Genomic DNA, 13671 nt, shown 5'->3' with positions numbered 1-13671 from the left:
GGCAGATCACGAATGTGCCCCACGGAGGCTTCGACCAGGTAGTCGTTACCTAAGTAGGGTTGGATCTTTTTTGCTTTGGTTTGTGACTCGACGATAACGAGCGTCTTGCCTGCCACGGGATCACGTCTCTTTCGTGCTTAATTAGCGTGCGGAGTACTAGTGCGCTACTTCGTTTACACAGTAATATATGGTGCTTCTACACTAAAGCAAAAACCCAGCATGCCTTGTGGCAATGCTGGGTGATGTTTTTCTTGCTTATTCGGCAAGATTTACCGAGGCTACATGCCGGGGAATCCCGACGTTATTTTCCCGGTGTTTGCGTGACCTTACAGGCCACCCAAATTAGAGGGCTACAACCTGCTGAGCCTGTGGGCCCTTAGCGCCTTCGCCGACTTCAAATTCAACCTGCTGGTTTTCTTCCAGGCTACGGAATCCGTTGCCCTGAATCTCGGAGTAGTGCACGAAGACATCCTTCGAGCCATCTTCCGGAGCGATGAAGCCGAAACCTTTTTCAGCGTTAAACCATTTAACGGTTCCTTTTGCCATGTTAAAACCTTTTCTTTTGGCGACGGATCTGCAAAGTGTCCGCGAATCTAACCTTGCTGCGAGCACTTCTCGAACTAACCTAGAAACCGCGTTCAGGAATTAGTCTCGCACGATTTCGGCGCAGAAGATACTCTTAAGAAATATATTCAAGAAAACCCCGTCAAGCACACCCACAAGGGGGTAGAAATGGGCGCTTTTGAGCAGCCGGATACAACTTTTGGTCGAGAGCTTCTCGACGAACTCGTATCCGTATTCCCCAATTCCACCCTGACCCACCAGCGTGTGATCCCGGCGCGAACTGCCCGCTATGCGGAATGGCCGGATTGGGTCAGCCCGGCATTGCGCACGGCACTCGAGGATCGGGGTATTACGCGATTATTTAGCCACCAGGCGGAAGCCGCTGAGGCAATTCACTCCAAGCAAAATACAGTGATTGCCACCGGCACATCCTCGGGAAAATCACTCGGCTACCAACTTCCGGTGCTTTCTCGTTTAGGCACCGACCGCACAGCATGTGCACTGTATCTGACCCCAACAAAGGCGCTGGGGTCAGATCAGCTGTTATCGATCCAACGCTTACTTCGTGCAGCGGCGGAGGGATTGCCGTACTTATCGACAATCGCCCCAGCGCCGTATGACGGCGACACCCCCGCAGAATCCAGGGCGGGAATCCGTGAGTCTTCGCGTTTTATCTTTTCCAATCCGGATATGGTGCATGCTTCCTTGTTGGGTGCTCACCAACGCTGGGCGCGGGTATTACGACATTTAGAATTCATCATCATTGACGAATGCCATACCTATCGCGGAGTGTTTGGCTCCCACGTCGCCTTGGTGCTTCGCCGACTTCTGCGGTTATGCGCCCACTACGGTTCAGAACCGACGATTATCTGTGCTTCCGCAACCTCAGCAGATCCAGTCGCCCAGGCTCAGCGTCTCACCGGGCGGGCTATGCAGGGGGTTACGGACGACGGTTCCCCGCAGGGAACGCGCACCGTGGCTTTATGGGAACCGGGTTTCCGCGACGATATCTCGGGCCAGAATGGCGCACCGGTCCGGCGCGCCGCTTCGACGGAGGCCGCGGCGATCATGGCGCATTTGGTCGCCGCGGGTGCCCGCACATTGACGTTCGTGCGTTCTCGAAGACAAGCAGAAACCACCGCTTTGCGTTGTGCTGAAGAACTCAGTGCACGTGGTCGCATGGACTTCGCCGCCCGAATCGCTTCTTATCGCGCCGGTTATTTAGCCGAGGATCGGCGAAAATTGGAACACGATTTAGACAACGGCCAGTTGTTGGGCGTGGCTACAACATCTGCTCTCGAACTAGGCATTGATGTAGGCGGGCTTGATGCGGTAATTGGGGCTGGTTTTCCCGGCACTGTGGCCTCTTTCTGGCAGCAGGCAGGCCGGGCTGGGCGCCGGGGGCAAGGTTCCTTAGTTGTGCTCGTTGCCCGCGATGACCCGATGGATACCTATCTGGTTCATCACCCAGCAGCACTTTTGGAACGTCCAATTGAGACCAGCGTATTTAATCCAACAAATCCCTATGTCCTGGAAGGTCACGTTTATTGCGCGGCCGTGGAAAAGCCTCTTTCCGCCTTCGATATTGAACAGTGGCAAGCCCATGATGTCGTACAGCGTTTAACGGACAGCGGTTTTTTGCGAGCGCGGGCACAAGGTTGGTTTGCCGCGCCGCTTCCGGAAGGCCGATTGCGCCCTGATACTGCACACTCGGCTGTCGATATCCGAGGTGGTTCCGGCCAACAAGTCATGATTGTGGATTCGTCTGACGGACGGTTGTTGGGCACAGTGGATTCCGCACGCGCTGCCAGCCAGCTGCATCCCGGCGCGGTGTATTTGCACCAAGGGGAAAGTTTTCTTATCGACGATTTGGATTTCGACGATTACATCGCTGTTGCCCGTCCAGAGCAACCTGATTATTCCACGCAAGCACTCTCCGATACCCAAATCCGTATTGTCTCCAGCCCACCCAATGATCATGTACGACAATTGTCTCCTGATGTTTCAGTCGCATTGGTGGATGTGGAGGTCATTGACCAAGTCACCGGCTTTATGGTGCGGCTTCCTGATGGTTCCATCGCAGAACAAGTACCTTTAGATTTGCCGCGACAACGCCTGTTTACGCAGGCAGCGGCTTACACCATTAGCCCACGAGCTTTGGCTGCCGCCGGGGTGGAAGAAGCCGATATTCCTGGTAGCTTGCATGCTGCCGAGCATGCCGCTATTGGTTTGTTACCGCTGCTGGCCACGTGCGACCGCTGGGATATTGGCGGTGTTTCCACTGCATTGCATGTTGATACCCAGTTACCAACGGTGTTCGTCTACGACGGCTATCCAGGCGGAGCGGGCTTTGCCGAGGAGGGGTTTCGCCGCTTCCGCAACTGGATTGCCGCTACCTTGCAAGCGGTATCCGCGTGCACTTGTGCCCACGGCTGTCCCTCCTGCGTGCAATCACCGAAATGCGGTAACGGTAATGAGCCGCTCAACAAAGCCGGTGCTATCAAGGTGCTGGATGCACTGCTCATTTCCCTGGATGCCAGTGCAGCCAGTTAACTTAACTCGCAATTTGCACTGCATTACCCGATATTAAACAGGCCCGGCACGCGCTTTCGCATGCACACCCGTGACGGATACGCCTGCGGTAACTTCTAAGAGCACATCGCGGTTATCTGTCCGACAAGAAACCACACTGGCATGGTTTAGCCCTGCGATGCGTTGTGCAACAGGGCACGGCAGATCACCTCGTGACAAACCTTCGGCTGCAGCAACCGCCGCCATATCCGCCGCCAGCTGGGCTTGGTGCCGTGCGACGACATGGCTTGCCACGCCAACCAGTGCCAAGGCCACGGCCGCAATGGCCAGAATGATTCCGATGGCTGCTACGGTCGCATAACCATCATCATCGCGAGCATGCCGGAACCGGCGATAAAGGCTGCTGTCACCGTGGTTGTGCATCGTCATCGCGTCTCCACAGGGTATATTGCGCTAGCGCTGCGAGTTCCGAATACCGCGGGAACCTCCGCAGTTACTGTCACCAACCCGGCTGACTCCTGCACACTGATCTGTGCATTTCCTGACGGTTGGTAATCCACCCCAATCGCGTGCGCACGAGCAGCCGCGCTTGCTGTATCCAGTGCCGAGATGTGTGCACTGACCGTTGCAATCGCTCCAATGATTAGTGCTGTCACAATCACCAGCGCGGCCAATGCAAACGCGGCTTCAATGGTGACTGAACCACGGTCATTGCCGAAAGGCCCTGCCTGCGGCCAGCCTGCGCGTCGTCTCGGATTAGGACGGGGTATCAGACAGCGCATCAGTGATAATCGATTCGATTGCATCAGTCACTCCCCCACTGCTGACCACAAGGTACAGTGCCGCAGCCAGTGCGGCAGCAGCTAACGATCCCATGGCGTATTCAATCGTGCTCATGCCGGAATCGTCGACGAGCATTCGCACTCCGCCCTTCGTTTTCCGTGTCGTCGTGTGTGCTGCGAGATCGTCGTTTCCAGCACACTGAGCGCCTTGGTTAGGCTGCGATGTGGCATCGAGAATGTTATCTGGTTGTTTCGTGTGGGAAGTCCGAAATCGTGTAGTCATTTTGTCTCCTTTGAGTCAGATGAAATGGTCTTCTGAAATGGTCTTTTGCTTCACCCCGGTGTGGTGGCGAGCAGGTCTGTTGCCAAGCTGATAACGACTGGGGCCAGGCCAAGGACAATGAACGCGGGCAAAAAGCACACCGCGAGAGGCAAAGCAATTAACACCCCTGCACGTTCTGCAGCTGCCCGGGCATGATCTGTGGCATCCGCACGCAAGTTGGCAGCTAATTCACGACAACGTGGCGCGATACGCGCCCCGGAATGCCGAGCTGATTCAATAATCGCCGCCAGATCTGCGAACCCCTCATGCGCACGCATCCCACGAAAAGCTTCGCGATCAGCAATGCCCACGGCTTCCAGCTGGCTGACTGCCTGCCATACCGGCGCAGTATCATTGGCTGCAGCTTCTGCTACCACACTGGTAGCAATATGCAGCGCTAACCCGGATTCCACGCAGGCCGCAAACAGTTCGATATCAGCAGCGATGTGCATAGGGTGCAGTTTTTTCGGTGGCTCTCGCGGGTTTTTCGTTGTGCTTGTCCCACATCCCACTCTGCCGGTGACAGGCGCAGCGGGAATGCACAAGGCTGTAGCCAGAATGACGAGCGCTGTAGCGAGGATTACGGGCTCCGTCATGACGTCTCCCCCACCGCTTTCGCGGTAATTTTCCGAGACCAAACGAATCCTGTGCAAGCCAATCCGACACCAGTAACCAGGGCAATACCGCCTAAGTTCGTCGTAAGCAAGAACCTTAGTGGGGCTGCACCCATGGCGATTCCCATGAGGATTCCTGCCAGTGGCAAGCACGTGAGAATTACCGCTGTCGCCTGTGGTCCTTGCAGACTCGCCTCAGTAGCGCTGCGATGCCGGTTGGCACCATCGATACTTCGATGCACAGAATCTAATAACCCGGACAGTGCGATGCCGTGACGTCCTGCCGCGTGCCACAACACCGATAACCTCTGTAATTGCGGTAATTCAGAAGAACTGTGCTGGGCGAAAGCATACGCCGGGCTGTGGCCAAATCTGGCTTGCGCGGCTGCAGATTCTGCCACCGTGCGTACTCGTGGGGAGGCATCTTCCGGTAGCTGGGACGCTGCGGTTTCCACTGCGTGAAAGTGGTGTGCTCCAGAATCAATATCTGCTGCCAATTGGCCAATATAGGCCCCCAATGACTTGGTATCAGCGATAATCCGGCGTCGACGCATGTGCTGTCGCATAGTGATGATCACCGTTGCCGCTGCCATCGCACCGGCAAGCGCCAATGCTATGGTGCCAACTGCCATAAGCACGGTCACTACCAGGAAAACCACAGCGATCATTAGCAAAAATTCTTTCGAAACCAGCGCTGTGGATGTCGTACCGATGCGCGCACTTGCCGAACCAGGATGCAAGGCCACCGCTACTGCGAGCACTATTATTGCTGCGCTCATGCTGGCACCTCAGCAGAAATACTGTCATGAGTATCCACGCCACACGGATCGGCGTCCTGCAGATGATCATCGTTATCCGAATCGTTGTCGCCGTATTCCCAGATAGTCTCGATCCGTAAAGGATCTGCCTGCAATTGACCAATCTGCGCTAGCCGGCGGGTTCCATCGGGGCGGCGCTGCATCACCAGCACCACTTCCACGGCAGCAGTGAGCTGCGAATGCAAAGCCATACGTTCTAACCCACCAAGAGCGCCCAGTGCTTCCAGTCGTGCAGGCACTTCTGTGAGCCGGTTAGCGTGTAAAGTTCCACCGCCACCGTCGTGGCCAGTATTCAGCGCAGCCAACAAATCTACGACCTCAGCCCCACGAATTTCGCCAACGATAATTCGATCTGGCCGCATACGCAGAGCCTGTTTCAACAGGTCAGAAATGCTGATCGCACCACCCCCTTCGCTATTAGCACCTCGTGCAGTCAGGTTGACCACGTGCGGATGGTTGGGAGTCAGTTCTGGGGTATCTTCAATGCAAACCAGACGCTGTTGCGGGGCAATTTCGCTGAGCAAAGCAGAAAGCAAGGTAGTTTTCCCGCTACCGGTTCCACCAACGATAAGAAAAGAACGACGCTGTGCAATAACCTCACGCAGATACTGTCTGGAATATTCGTCCAAGCTGCCGTGCTGAAATAACGAGTCCAAGCTTGCAGAATGCGAACGCAAAACTCGCAAACTAATACAAGTGCCTTGTTGCGCTGGTGGGCTGAGCACTGCATGAAATCGCAGTGCAATACCTTCTTCCCGACGAATCCTGCCGTCCACACACGGTTGGGCATCATCCAATCGCCGACCGCATAGGCTAGCCAATCGTACTGCTAGTCTTCGGACTTCTTCATCGTCGCAAAACTCAATTTCAGCTTTTTCTAGACCGTCGCCTCGATCAAAAAATACGGATTCGGGACCATTCACAACAATGTCGGTCACTCCAGCTAGCGATAATAAAGGTTCCAAAACGCCGATGCCGACGGTGTCATTTTTCAGTTTCCGTAGAATTTCTAATACGTCGAAATCGCTTATCACTCCCGATTCTTTACGGATCAAGCGGGCTAGCTGGGCAGGGTCGTCGACAAGACTGGGTTCGGTAGCAACCCGACGCTGGATTGTCTCGACTATGTGCGGTGCAACGGACATAATTTCACTTTCAGTTCATAGAGGTTTTGGTCTTCGAGAACACTCACGCCTGCAGCCGACGGCTGATGTCTGCGCATCTAATAGATGAGATGTGGAGTTAGTGAGTCTCGGCGGTATTCCACCCGTATTCCGCGAGTACAGCGCGAGCGACGATCGACAGTGGTTTCGGAATTCTGTCTGGCAGCCCACCGCTCTCAGTGCTTTTTGTCAGACGTTTGATGGTGCCAATTTCTGCAATGACCTGGCTTCGTACAAGGTTTTCCATTTCCTCGATACTGAGTGCTGACCACTGGCGGTGCCGGACCACCAGGCTGTGTGGGGTATGCGTTCCAGACAACTGCGTGCTTAAATGTGCTGCTCGGGCCGCGCAGCGTAGCTCTGCCGGGCAGATCAACACTGCCGCATCAATCGAACGCGGAATGTGCCAGGGATTAGCATCGATAACGGAAAGCCCGGGTTCGCTGTGCAGCGTGGAAAGCACAGTTTCAATTTCTTCCCGGTCGCCAAAACTTGCTGTTCCGTCATTAGTGCGTCGTTCGGTCAACACGGCGATACCGTCATCGGTAGTAGGCAAACAGGCACGGAGGTCGCTGGCATTGACGCGGCCGTCACCCAAGTTCAAATCTGGCCACCGCAATCCATCATGTTTTTCAATCCCCAACAGCAGGTCCAAACCGCCAGAATGATCAATTGCATCAATCAGCGTTACTGCACCAACGTTTTCATGTGCAGCCACCCGGGAAATCGCTGCTGCCACCGTCGAAGCTCCAGCTCCGCCGCCGGATGAGAGCACCGCGATGGTCAAGTGTGGGTGGCGTTGTGATGCAGACTGCGGCGGTGCAAACTGTGCTGGATAATGTTGCTCAGAAATGCGGTTGGACAAGGGGCGCTGCAAACGTGCGGAATTGGGCAATGCCGTAGCTGCCCTGGGGCGGGGTGCGGGTGTCTGTGCCTCTGCGGGGCGCGATTGTTCTCCTAAAGTAATGAGAAATTCTTTGTTTTGTGAAGGAATCACGTACCCGACTTCCGCGCCACAATCGCGGACTAGTTGTTCGTCGACCGGCCCCGGATCTAAACACACCAGATAAATAGGGCTGCTCTGCTGGTCGCGGCGTGCAGCAGATTCCGTCAAAAGATCGGCGTAATCAGCATCAAGAATGATTGCTTCGGCCCGTGCACCAAGCCGGTAGATATCGCGTTCATCAGTGGCTGTGACCGCCCGATGACCGGTGGCTGCCGCAATATGAATCGCCTCAGTACGCAGAGTGGGATCTGCAATGGCGATGACGATGGATGAATCTTGTGCGCTCATGGTCTCTAGCCAAGCCGGAATGGAATAGAAGCTCAATGACCTGGGGTGATTCTGTGGACAACCCGCCGAATTTGTGGCCTTATCAACTAGATAACTGTGAATAACCCTCAAAAACCCTGCTGCTTCCCCCTAAAATCCTTCACCCCACCATCCAATCTGTAACAAGCCCAAACATTGCAGAGATAAGCCAACTAAGATAGTTCTTGTAACAGCAGGCAACAATTGTTAACTTTTACCCCAACAATCACATACGTTTTACGGCAGGTCTTCATGGACAATTCTCACAGCACCGCCGCCAGCGACACCGAGGCGCAGCCCGGTCAAGTGGCAGCGTTTTTTGACCTGGACAAAACGATTATTGCCACCTCTTCTGCGTTTGCTTACGGCCGCGAATTCCTGCACAACGGACTGATCACCCCGCAGGATGCACTGAGCCTATCTTTAGCAAAAGCCAGCTATATGCTCGCTGGGCAATCCAGCACGCAAATGGACTCCACCCGCGACCAACTGACCTCCATGATCACCGGTTGGTCAGAAAAACAAGTCCGCGAAATCGTACGCGAGACCATGCACAACGTGCTGACCCCAGCGATTTATAGCGAAGCCCGGGAACTGGTCCAAGCTCACAAAAAAGCAGGCCACGAGGTCATTATCATTTCAGCATCGGCCCGGCAGCTCGTGGAACCGATCGCGGAAGAGCTTGGCATCACCGAGGTCATCAGCACCGAACTGGAAATTGTTGACGGCACGTTCACCGGGGTAGTCGAGTTTTATTGCAAAGGCACGGCAAAAGCCGAAGCGATCACGACGCTTGTCGACAAACACGGCTATGAACTGCAACAAAGCTTTGCTTATTCCGACTCTGTGACGGATGCGCCCATGCTGGAACTAGTGGGTAACCCGGTTGCAGTTAACCCGGACCGCCCACTAAAAAAGCTTGCCCTAGAACGTGGCTGGGAAATCCGCAGTTTCAAAGATCCGGCACCACTGTTCCAAATGCCCGGAGCAAAAGAAATCGGCATCGGCGCTGGCCTGCTCGCTGGAGTCATCGCATTAATCACCGCAGGGACCCTGCTTAGCAAGTGTTATGCACCAAACAAGCAGGAAGCATCTGTCCTGGAGACAGCGCAAGCACTCACAGAAAACACCGGGAGATACCTAAACTCCACAGCTAGAGCCATACGACGTACAATTATTAACCAACACACGATTTCTGCGAATATTCTGCGAAAAGCAAGGGAAGGTATAGCGTGAGCAAGCAAGGACTTTTCACCGATGGCACCGATGATTTTAACCCAAAAGTGGATTCAATCCCTTTAAGTGATGCTGATACCGCCAAACCAGGGGAAACTTCTATCGGCGATTTAGTTTCTAATGCCACTACCCAAATCTCTAGCCTGGTACGCGCAGAGATTGAGCTTGCCAAAACGGAGCTTGCCGGTGAAGCAAAAAAGGGCGCTATCGGCGGTGGCATGTTTGCCGTAGCAGGCACCGTCGCCTTGTATAGCTCGTTTTTCTTGTTCTTCTTCCTCGCAGAACTGCTGGCCCACCTGTGGCTGCAGCGCTGGGCAGCATTTCTCATCGTCTTCCTGGTGATGTTGGTTATTGCAGCCGTCGTCGCGCTGATTGGTGTAAAGAAGGTAAAGAAGATCCAAGCGCCAAAAGCAACCATTGAATCAGTAGGCGAGCTGAAGAAGCTTCGTCCGGGTTCGGCCAGCAAATCGCTGGAAGGCCCATCGGGAATGTACACCTAATCTCATAAACCCCAGCTATGCCACCACCCCAGGCTTAGGTGCCTGGGGTACAGTGTGGGCATGCCCAAACGTTCCGCTAAGCTTTCGCCGTCCATCGTTGAATTAGACGGTCCATTCCAGCACGGACACGTTCATACTCATGGCCTCCGTTTGCACACCGTCAGCGCCGGTTCCACTACTGATCCGCTGATTATGTTGTTACACGGGGCCTTTAGTGGTTGGTTTGAATACCGCCACATCATCGCAGAACTTGCCGACGCCGGCTTCCACGTCGTCGCTGTGGATTTACGTGGCTACGGCATGTCGGACCATCCACCGGTTTCCGCAGGCCAAGATATTCGCAGCGATTCCGGGCAAATTTCTGGCATCATTTCGGCGCTGGGATACGATTCCGCTTATCTCATAGGCTACGACGTTGGCGGTGCTCTAAGCTGGGCGCTTGCTAGCAAATATCCAGACCAGGTCCGTGGTCTCATCGCCATCGCCAGCCCGCACCCGGTCGATCTTCGAAAAACCGTGCAAACCCAACCCTGGAATTTTTTATGGATTCTGCTGCGCGCCGCGATCATGCGTTTGCCATCCTTTTTCTACCTGCCGTTTCCCCAACGATTCGAATGGTTATACCGGCGCAATTTGCGCAGCGAAACCACCGCAGAATTCCACGACACTCCGGAATTTGCTAGCGAATTAAACCTGCGTGTGCGGGCATCTAAGATTGGCCACACCCGTGCGGTGGCTCTACAGCATAACCGGCACTTGCTCAGTTTTGGTTCTGGTAGTTGGCTGGATCAGCCGGTAAAGGTGCCCGTAACCATGGTGCACGCGGATCAAAGCCTGTGGAAAAAACTCACGGCACGCAGCGCACAACGCATGCGCGCTCCTTGGACCGCCGTGACTATGCAGGGAACAAAAAACCTACCGCATATAGAGCGCCCCCAAGCATTCGTGCGGATGGTGCGTGAACAAATTAAACAGTGGCAACAGGCAGAGCTAACCAGTACTGGCAGCAGCCAGGACGGTCGTTAATAAAGCATGAAAACTAAAACGGCATACCTGCCAACCGGCTACTGAGCAACACAAGCACCGGTTTCTACTGGTGCGCGCAAGGCACCGAACTCGCCAACTTGCTGGCGCACTTCTTCAGCGGTCAGGGCATAGCCGGTATCTGAGTTATCCACTGCAGCACCAAAAACCATGCCGATCACGCGCCCGTCATCAGTGGTGACTGGCCCGCCAGAATTTCCCTGTCGAATATTTCCGCGCAGTGTATAAACTTCACGTTCTACCCGGCCTTGAGCATAAATATCAGGGCCGGAAATCCGGATCTGGTCCCGCACACGTGCAGGCGAAGCCTCAAAGGGCCCGGATTGTGGAAAGCCCATCACCACTGCATCGTCACCGCTTAATGCTGGCTGTTCTGCCCATGGCAGAACTGGTAACCCTAGGTTCGGAACATGCAGTACCGCAATATCAATGTCTGGGTTGTAGTAAACCACCTCAGCATCACGGAGCCCGACCACGGTATCAGCGCGTACGCTCTGGGTTCCGGCAACTACATGGGCGTTGGTGAGAATATAATCATCCTGCGCCACAAACCCCGTGCCCATCAACCGCCTGCGGCACTGATCGGATTCTCCCATCACATGAATGACCGAAGGGCGCACAGCATGCACCATCTGTTCATTGTCGACGTTGATACGTGGGGCTTCAACTTCGTGGGGTTCCGGGTGGTTTTCAAACGGAGACACCAGTGGCGGCAGCCCAGATTCGTTGAGCATCGCTGAAATCTGGGCTGGCAGTTGCCCCGCGCGTTCTGGCGCTAGCGAATTCATCGCACTAAGCACCGCAGAGCTACGTAACATCTGGCTAAACGCACCGCTAGTACCGGTCACAAGCGGGATCGACACCAGCCAGATCAAGACTGAAACAGCCACGGCTTGGGCCACCGAACCGATCGCAGAATCCACCGTCTGTAATGATTTCAGGCGCATGCTTTCGCGCAATTTCAGCCCAAGCGAAATACCTACTAAATGGCCAATACCAGCACTCACAACTAGACTGCCGATCGCCAAAACAAAGCGCGCCAATGTGTGCTCAGTCAGTCCCATCAGCATCGGCGCGGCGGCGCCTCCAATGATTAATCCGGAGATCACTCCGATGAAAGACAGGATGGACGCAATTGCGCCTTGCCGCCAACCGATGCCAATACTGGTCACAATGACCAGAAGAATAATAAGGTCAACGAAAATTGATTCTGCCACGGGGAAATCCTACTCGCTTCCTGCGCCAGCCACCGCTAACGAAGCGCTTCATTATTACGCGATTTTGCTAAGCTTTCGCGCAAGTCGAAAACATCTGTCTTATTCCAATCTCGTTCCCACCCCGAATAGTGGAAAACCGCATTCAATAATCCTGCGGTAAACCCCCAGATCACATAATCCCGCACCCGGAAGGCCGGACTGACCCAGTTCCCGTGGCCAATGACAAACCGATTTTCCGGAGTTAATAGTTCGCCGACGTGGACAGTGAAAACATCATCTGCTTCTTCCGGGCTAGTCACGGCGACTTCGGATGGCTTATCCCAGTAGCTCAACACAGGGTGCACCTGGTTTCCTGTCACTGGAATAGCCAGCTCATTAAATTGCTTCAGCGGGGTCACGTTGTTCCGGTTCAACCCCGTTTCTTCCCAGGCTTCCCGCAACGCAGTATCAACCGGCGAAAGATCGGTGTTATCAATCCGGCCACCAGGAAAAGCAATTTGGCCTGAATGGCTACGCATCCCGGGGTGGCGGTGGGTCAATAAGACTGTGGCATCGTCCGGGGCACCACCGTCGCCAGCAGGGGCTTGGGAGCCCCCAAACAGCATTAACACCGCAGCCTTTTTGATGGTTTTCGGCTTTGGCAGATTGAATTCCTCTGCACTTCGGTTTGGCAGATACTTCTGCAGGCTATCTTCGTGCAGCCCGGCGAGTTTCCCTAACCATTGTGGAGCTTGCTCTGGCTGGACTGCAATGTTGCAGCCAGGATGATCAGAGTTCGCTATCACTACAAAACACCTTCTATGCTTTCGATAATTTCCTCTGTTGAGCGGAATGGTTGGACAAACACTTTCCTCTGCTCGTTTCCTACATACACAATGGTAATCGGAATCACGCCAGGTAAACCGAGTTCGGAAGCAAAGGTATTGTGAGAATCCTGGTAACTGACAAAATCTACGCCCATTTCATCCAGCATCCCGGCGCCGTTTTTCGCGTTTTTATCGGCGTGCACGCCGACGACCTGCCATTCAGGGTGCTTATCTTGGACTTCCTGCAGATAAGGTATTTCCTCCCGGCAAGGCTGGCACCACCAAGCCCACACATTCACAACAGTAATTTCGTCGCCAGCCGCACCGGCATCGCCGCCAATGGCCTCGTTCTTCTCATCAGTTGAGAGTTCATCATTTTTGTCAACGTCGGTCACTGCCTGCTCCGATAAACACGGCAGCTGCACTTGCGCACCAGGAATTTCCAAGCTCGGACAGGCCGGGCGTCGTAAGCCCGCCCCCTCATCCTGAGACACGGAACCCTTCATTGCCTCGCCAGCTGGGCTCTCAGCTTTATTACTTACAGCCGTTTCTCCCGCGACGTGACCTGTGGAACTATGCAGCATGGCATAAGCACCAAAGCCCACCGCGACGCTAAGCACAAGGCCAATAACACTAATAAGTGCGATCTGTTTATTCATCATGCACTAGACTAATACAGCCACGTCACACGGGCCCCAGACAAAGCCATAACCTGCCGAAACAACACCCGACCACGAGAATGTGCGATGCGAGCACCACAA

Annotated in this window: 16 protein-coding genes; 4 read left to right on the top strand and 12 right to left on the bottom strand. The window is 54.5% G+C overall.

Features of this window, described 5'->3' with window-relative positions:
• Positions 1–116 (bottom strand): toprim domain-containing protein (locus A5774_RS11895; protein WP_156519508.1); only part of this gene is annotated, 116 nt, incomplete at its 3' end.
• Positions 117–342: 226 nt separating this feature from the next.
• Complete coding sequence (locus A5774_RS01155; RefSeq protein ID WP_021352804.1) at positions 343–546, bottom strand: cold-shock protein; 204 nt, start codon at positions 544–546, stop codon at positions 343–345.
• 186 nt (positions 547–732) lie between these two features.
• Between A5774_RS01155 and A5774_RS01150 the strand changes: the two genes are divergently transcribed.
• On the top strand, positions 733–3117 hold the full coding sequence (locus A5774_RS01150; RefSeq protein WP_064833068.1) for a DEAD/DEAH box helicase: 2385 nt from the start codon (positions 733–735) through the stop codon (positions 3115–3117).
• A 33-nt stretch (positions 3118–3150) separates the two neighbouring features.
• On the opposite strand, the gene A5774_RS01145 is transcribed toward A5774_RS01150, so the two are convergent.
• The 7 genes from A5774_RS01145 to A5774_RS01115 form a co-directional block, all read right to left on the bottom strand.
• Entirely contained in the window at positions 3151–3525 is a 375-nt protein-coding gene (locus A5774_RS01145; protein WP_082936035.1) for an Rv3654c family TadE-like protein, read from the bottom strand.
• The gene (locus A5774_RS01140; protein WP_024272868.1) at positions 3522–3878 is read right to left on the bottom strand and encodes a hypothetical protein; all 357 of its coding nucleotides are present in this window, start codon (positions 3876–3878) and stop codon (positions 3522–3524) included. The genes A5774_RS01145 and A5774_RS01140 overlap by 4 nt, the downstream gene beginning before the upstream one ends.
• Positions 3853–4014, bottom strand: coding sequence for a DUF4244 domain-containing protein (locus tag A5774_RS10770; RefSeq protein ID WP_024272867.1), 162 nt, complete (start codon positions 4012–4014; stop codon positions 3853–3855). Before A5774_RS10770 ends, A5774_RS01140 begins: the two co-directional genes overlap by 26 nt.
• Positions 4015–4211: 197 nt before the next feature.
• Positions 4212–4652: a type II secretion system F family protein gene (locus A5774_RS01130; protein WP_021353552.1), complete on the bottom strand. Its 441-nt coding sequence runs from the start codon at positions 4650–4652 to the stop codon at positions 4212–4214.
• A gap of 140 nt (positions 4653–4792) precedes the next feature.
• On the bottom strand, positions 4793–5593 hold the full coding sequence (locus tag A5774_RS01125; protein WP_082936034.1) for a type II secretion system F family protein: 801 nt from the start codon (positions 5591–5593) through the stop codon (positions 4793–4795).
• Entirely contained in the window at positions 5590–6777 is a 1188-nt protein-coding gene (locus tag A5774_RS01120; RefSeq protein ID WP_231892300.1) for a TadA family conjugal transfer-associated ATPase, read from the bottom strand. The genes A5774_RS01125 and A5774_RS01120 overlap by 4 nt, the downstream gene beginning before the upstream one ends.
• 97 nt (positions 6778–6874) lie before the next feature.
• Entirely contained in the window at positions 6875–8089 is a 1215-nt protein-coding gene (locus A5774_RS01115) for a hypothetical protein (RefSeq protein ID WP_064833066.1), read from the bottom strand.
• 270 nt (positions 8090–8359) lie between these two features.
• Here A5774_RS01115 and A5774_RS01110 point away from each other — a divergent pair, with 270 nt between their 5' ends.
• The 3 genes from A5774_RS01110 to A5774_RS01100 are packed head-to-tail and all read left to right on the top strand — an operon-like array spanning position 8360 to position 10869.
• Complete coding sequence (locus tag A5774_RS01110) at positions 8360–9343, top strand: HAD family phosphatase (RefSeq protein ID WP_082936033.1); 984 nt, start codon at positions 8360–8362, stop codon at positions 9341–9343.
• Positions 9340–9843 (top strand): phage holin family protein, encoded by a 504-nt coding sequence (locus tag A5774_RS01105; RefSeq protein WP_021353547.1) that lies wholly within the window; start codon positions 9340–9342, stop codon positions 9841–9843. Before A5774_RS01110 ends, A5774_RS01105 begins: the two co-directional genes overlap by 4 nt.
• A gap of 60 nt (positions 9844–9903) precedes the next feature.
• A complete protein-coding gene (locus tag A5774_RS01100) occupies positions 9904–10869 on the top strand; it encodes an alpha/beta fold hydrolase (RefSeq protein ID WP_021353546.1) in 966 nt (321 codons plus the stop codon).
• 38 nt (positions 10870–10907) lie between these two features.
• Here the strand turns inward: A5774_RS01100 and A5774_RS01095 are convergent, their stop codons facing one another.
• From A5774_RS01095 to A5774_RS01085, 3 genes are read right to left on the bottom strand one after another with little or no spacing between them, the layout of a single operon-like run.
• Entirely contained in the window at positions 10908–12104 is a 1197-nt protein-coding gene (locus tag A5774_RS01095; RefSeq protein WP_021353545.1) for a MarP family serine protease, read from the bottom strand.
• Positions 12105–12139: 35 nt separating this feature from the next.
• The gene (locus A5774_RS01090; protein ID WP_021353544.1) at positions 12140–12889 is read right to left on the bottom strand and encodes a CoA pyrophosphatase; all 750 of its coding nucleotides are present in this window, start codon (positions 12887–12889) and stop codon (positions 12140–12142) included.
• Positions 12889–13572 carry a TlpA disulfide reductase family protein gene (locus tag A5774_RS01085; RefSeq protein WP_064833065.1) on the bottom strand — a complete coding sequence of 228 codons (684 nt, stop codon included), beginning with the start codon at positions 13570–13572 and terminating at the stop codon, positions 12889–12891. Before A5774_RS01085 ends, A5774_RS01090 begins: the two co-directional genes overlap by 1 nt.
• Positions 13573–13671: the final 99 nt, after the last annotated feature.

Origin of the sequence: Corynebacterium sp. EPI-003-04-2554_SCH2473622, from assembly GCF_001665955.1 — a bacterium.
GTDB classification, from domain to species: Bacteria; Actinomycetota; Actinomycetes; order Mycobacteriales; family Mycobacteriaceae; genus Corynebacterium; species Corynebacterium pseudodiphtheriticum.
This window is presented reverse-complemented; position numbering and strand designations above follow the sequence as displayed.

Excerpts from the sequence above, each read along its gene's own strand:
- A5774_RS01155 (WP_021352804.1), bottom strand. The coding sequence starts at position 546 with ATGGCAAAAGGAACCGTTAAATGGTTTAACGCTGAAAAAGGTTTCGGC.
- A5774_RS01150 (WP_064833068.1), top strand. The coding sequence starts at position 733 with ATGGGCGCTTTTGAGCAGCCGGATACAACTTTTGGTCGAGAGCTTCTC.
- A5774_RS01145 (WP_082936035.1), bottom strand. The coding sequence starts at position 3,525 with ATGACGATGCACAACCACGGTGACAGCAGCCTTTATCGCCGGTTCCGG.
- A5774_RS01140 (WP_024272868.1), bottom strand. The coding sequence starts at position 3,878 with ATGCGCTGTCTGATACCCCGTCCTAATCCGAGACGACGCGCAGGCTGG.
- A5774_RS10770 (WP_024272867.1), bottom strand. The coding sequence starts at position 4,014 with ATGCTCGTCGACGATTCCGGCATGAGCACGATTGAATACGCCATGGGA.
- A5774_RS01130 (WP_021353552.1), bottom strand. The coding sequence starts at position 4,652 with ATGCACATCGCTGCTGATATCGAACTGTTTGCGGCCTGCGTGGAATCC.
- A5774_RS01125 (WP_082936034.1), bottom strand. The coding sequence starts at position 5,593 with ATGAGCGCAGCAATAATAGTGCTCGCAGTAGCGGTGGCCTTGCATCCT.
- A5774_RS01120 (WP_231892300.1), bottom strand. The coding sequence starts at position 6,777 with ATGTCCGTTGCACCGCACATAGTCGAGACAATCCAGCGTCGGGTTGCT.
- A5774_RS01115 (WP_064833066.1), bottom strand. The coding sequence starts at position 8,089 with ATGAGCGCACAAGATTCATCCATCGTCATCGCCATTGCAGATCCCACT.
- A5774_RS01110 (WP_082936033.1), top strand. The coding sequence starts at position 8,360 with ATGGACAATTCTCACAGCACCGCCGCCAGCGACACCGAGGCGCAGCCC.
- A5774_RS01100 (WP_021353546.1), top strand. The coding sequence starts at position 9,904 with ATGCCCAAACGTTCCGCTAAGCTTTCGCCGTCCATCGTTGAATTAGAC.
- A5774_RS01085 (WP_064833065.1), bottom strand. The coding sequence starts at position 13,572 with ATGATGAATAAACAGATCGCACTTATTAGTGTTATTGGCCTTGTGCTT.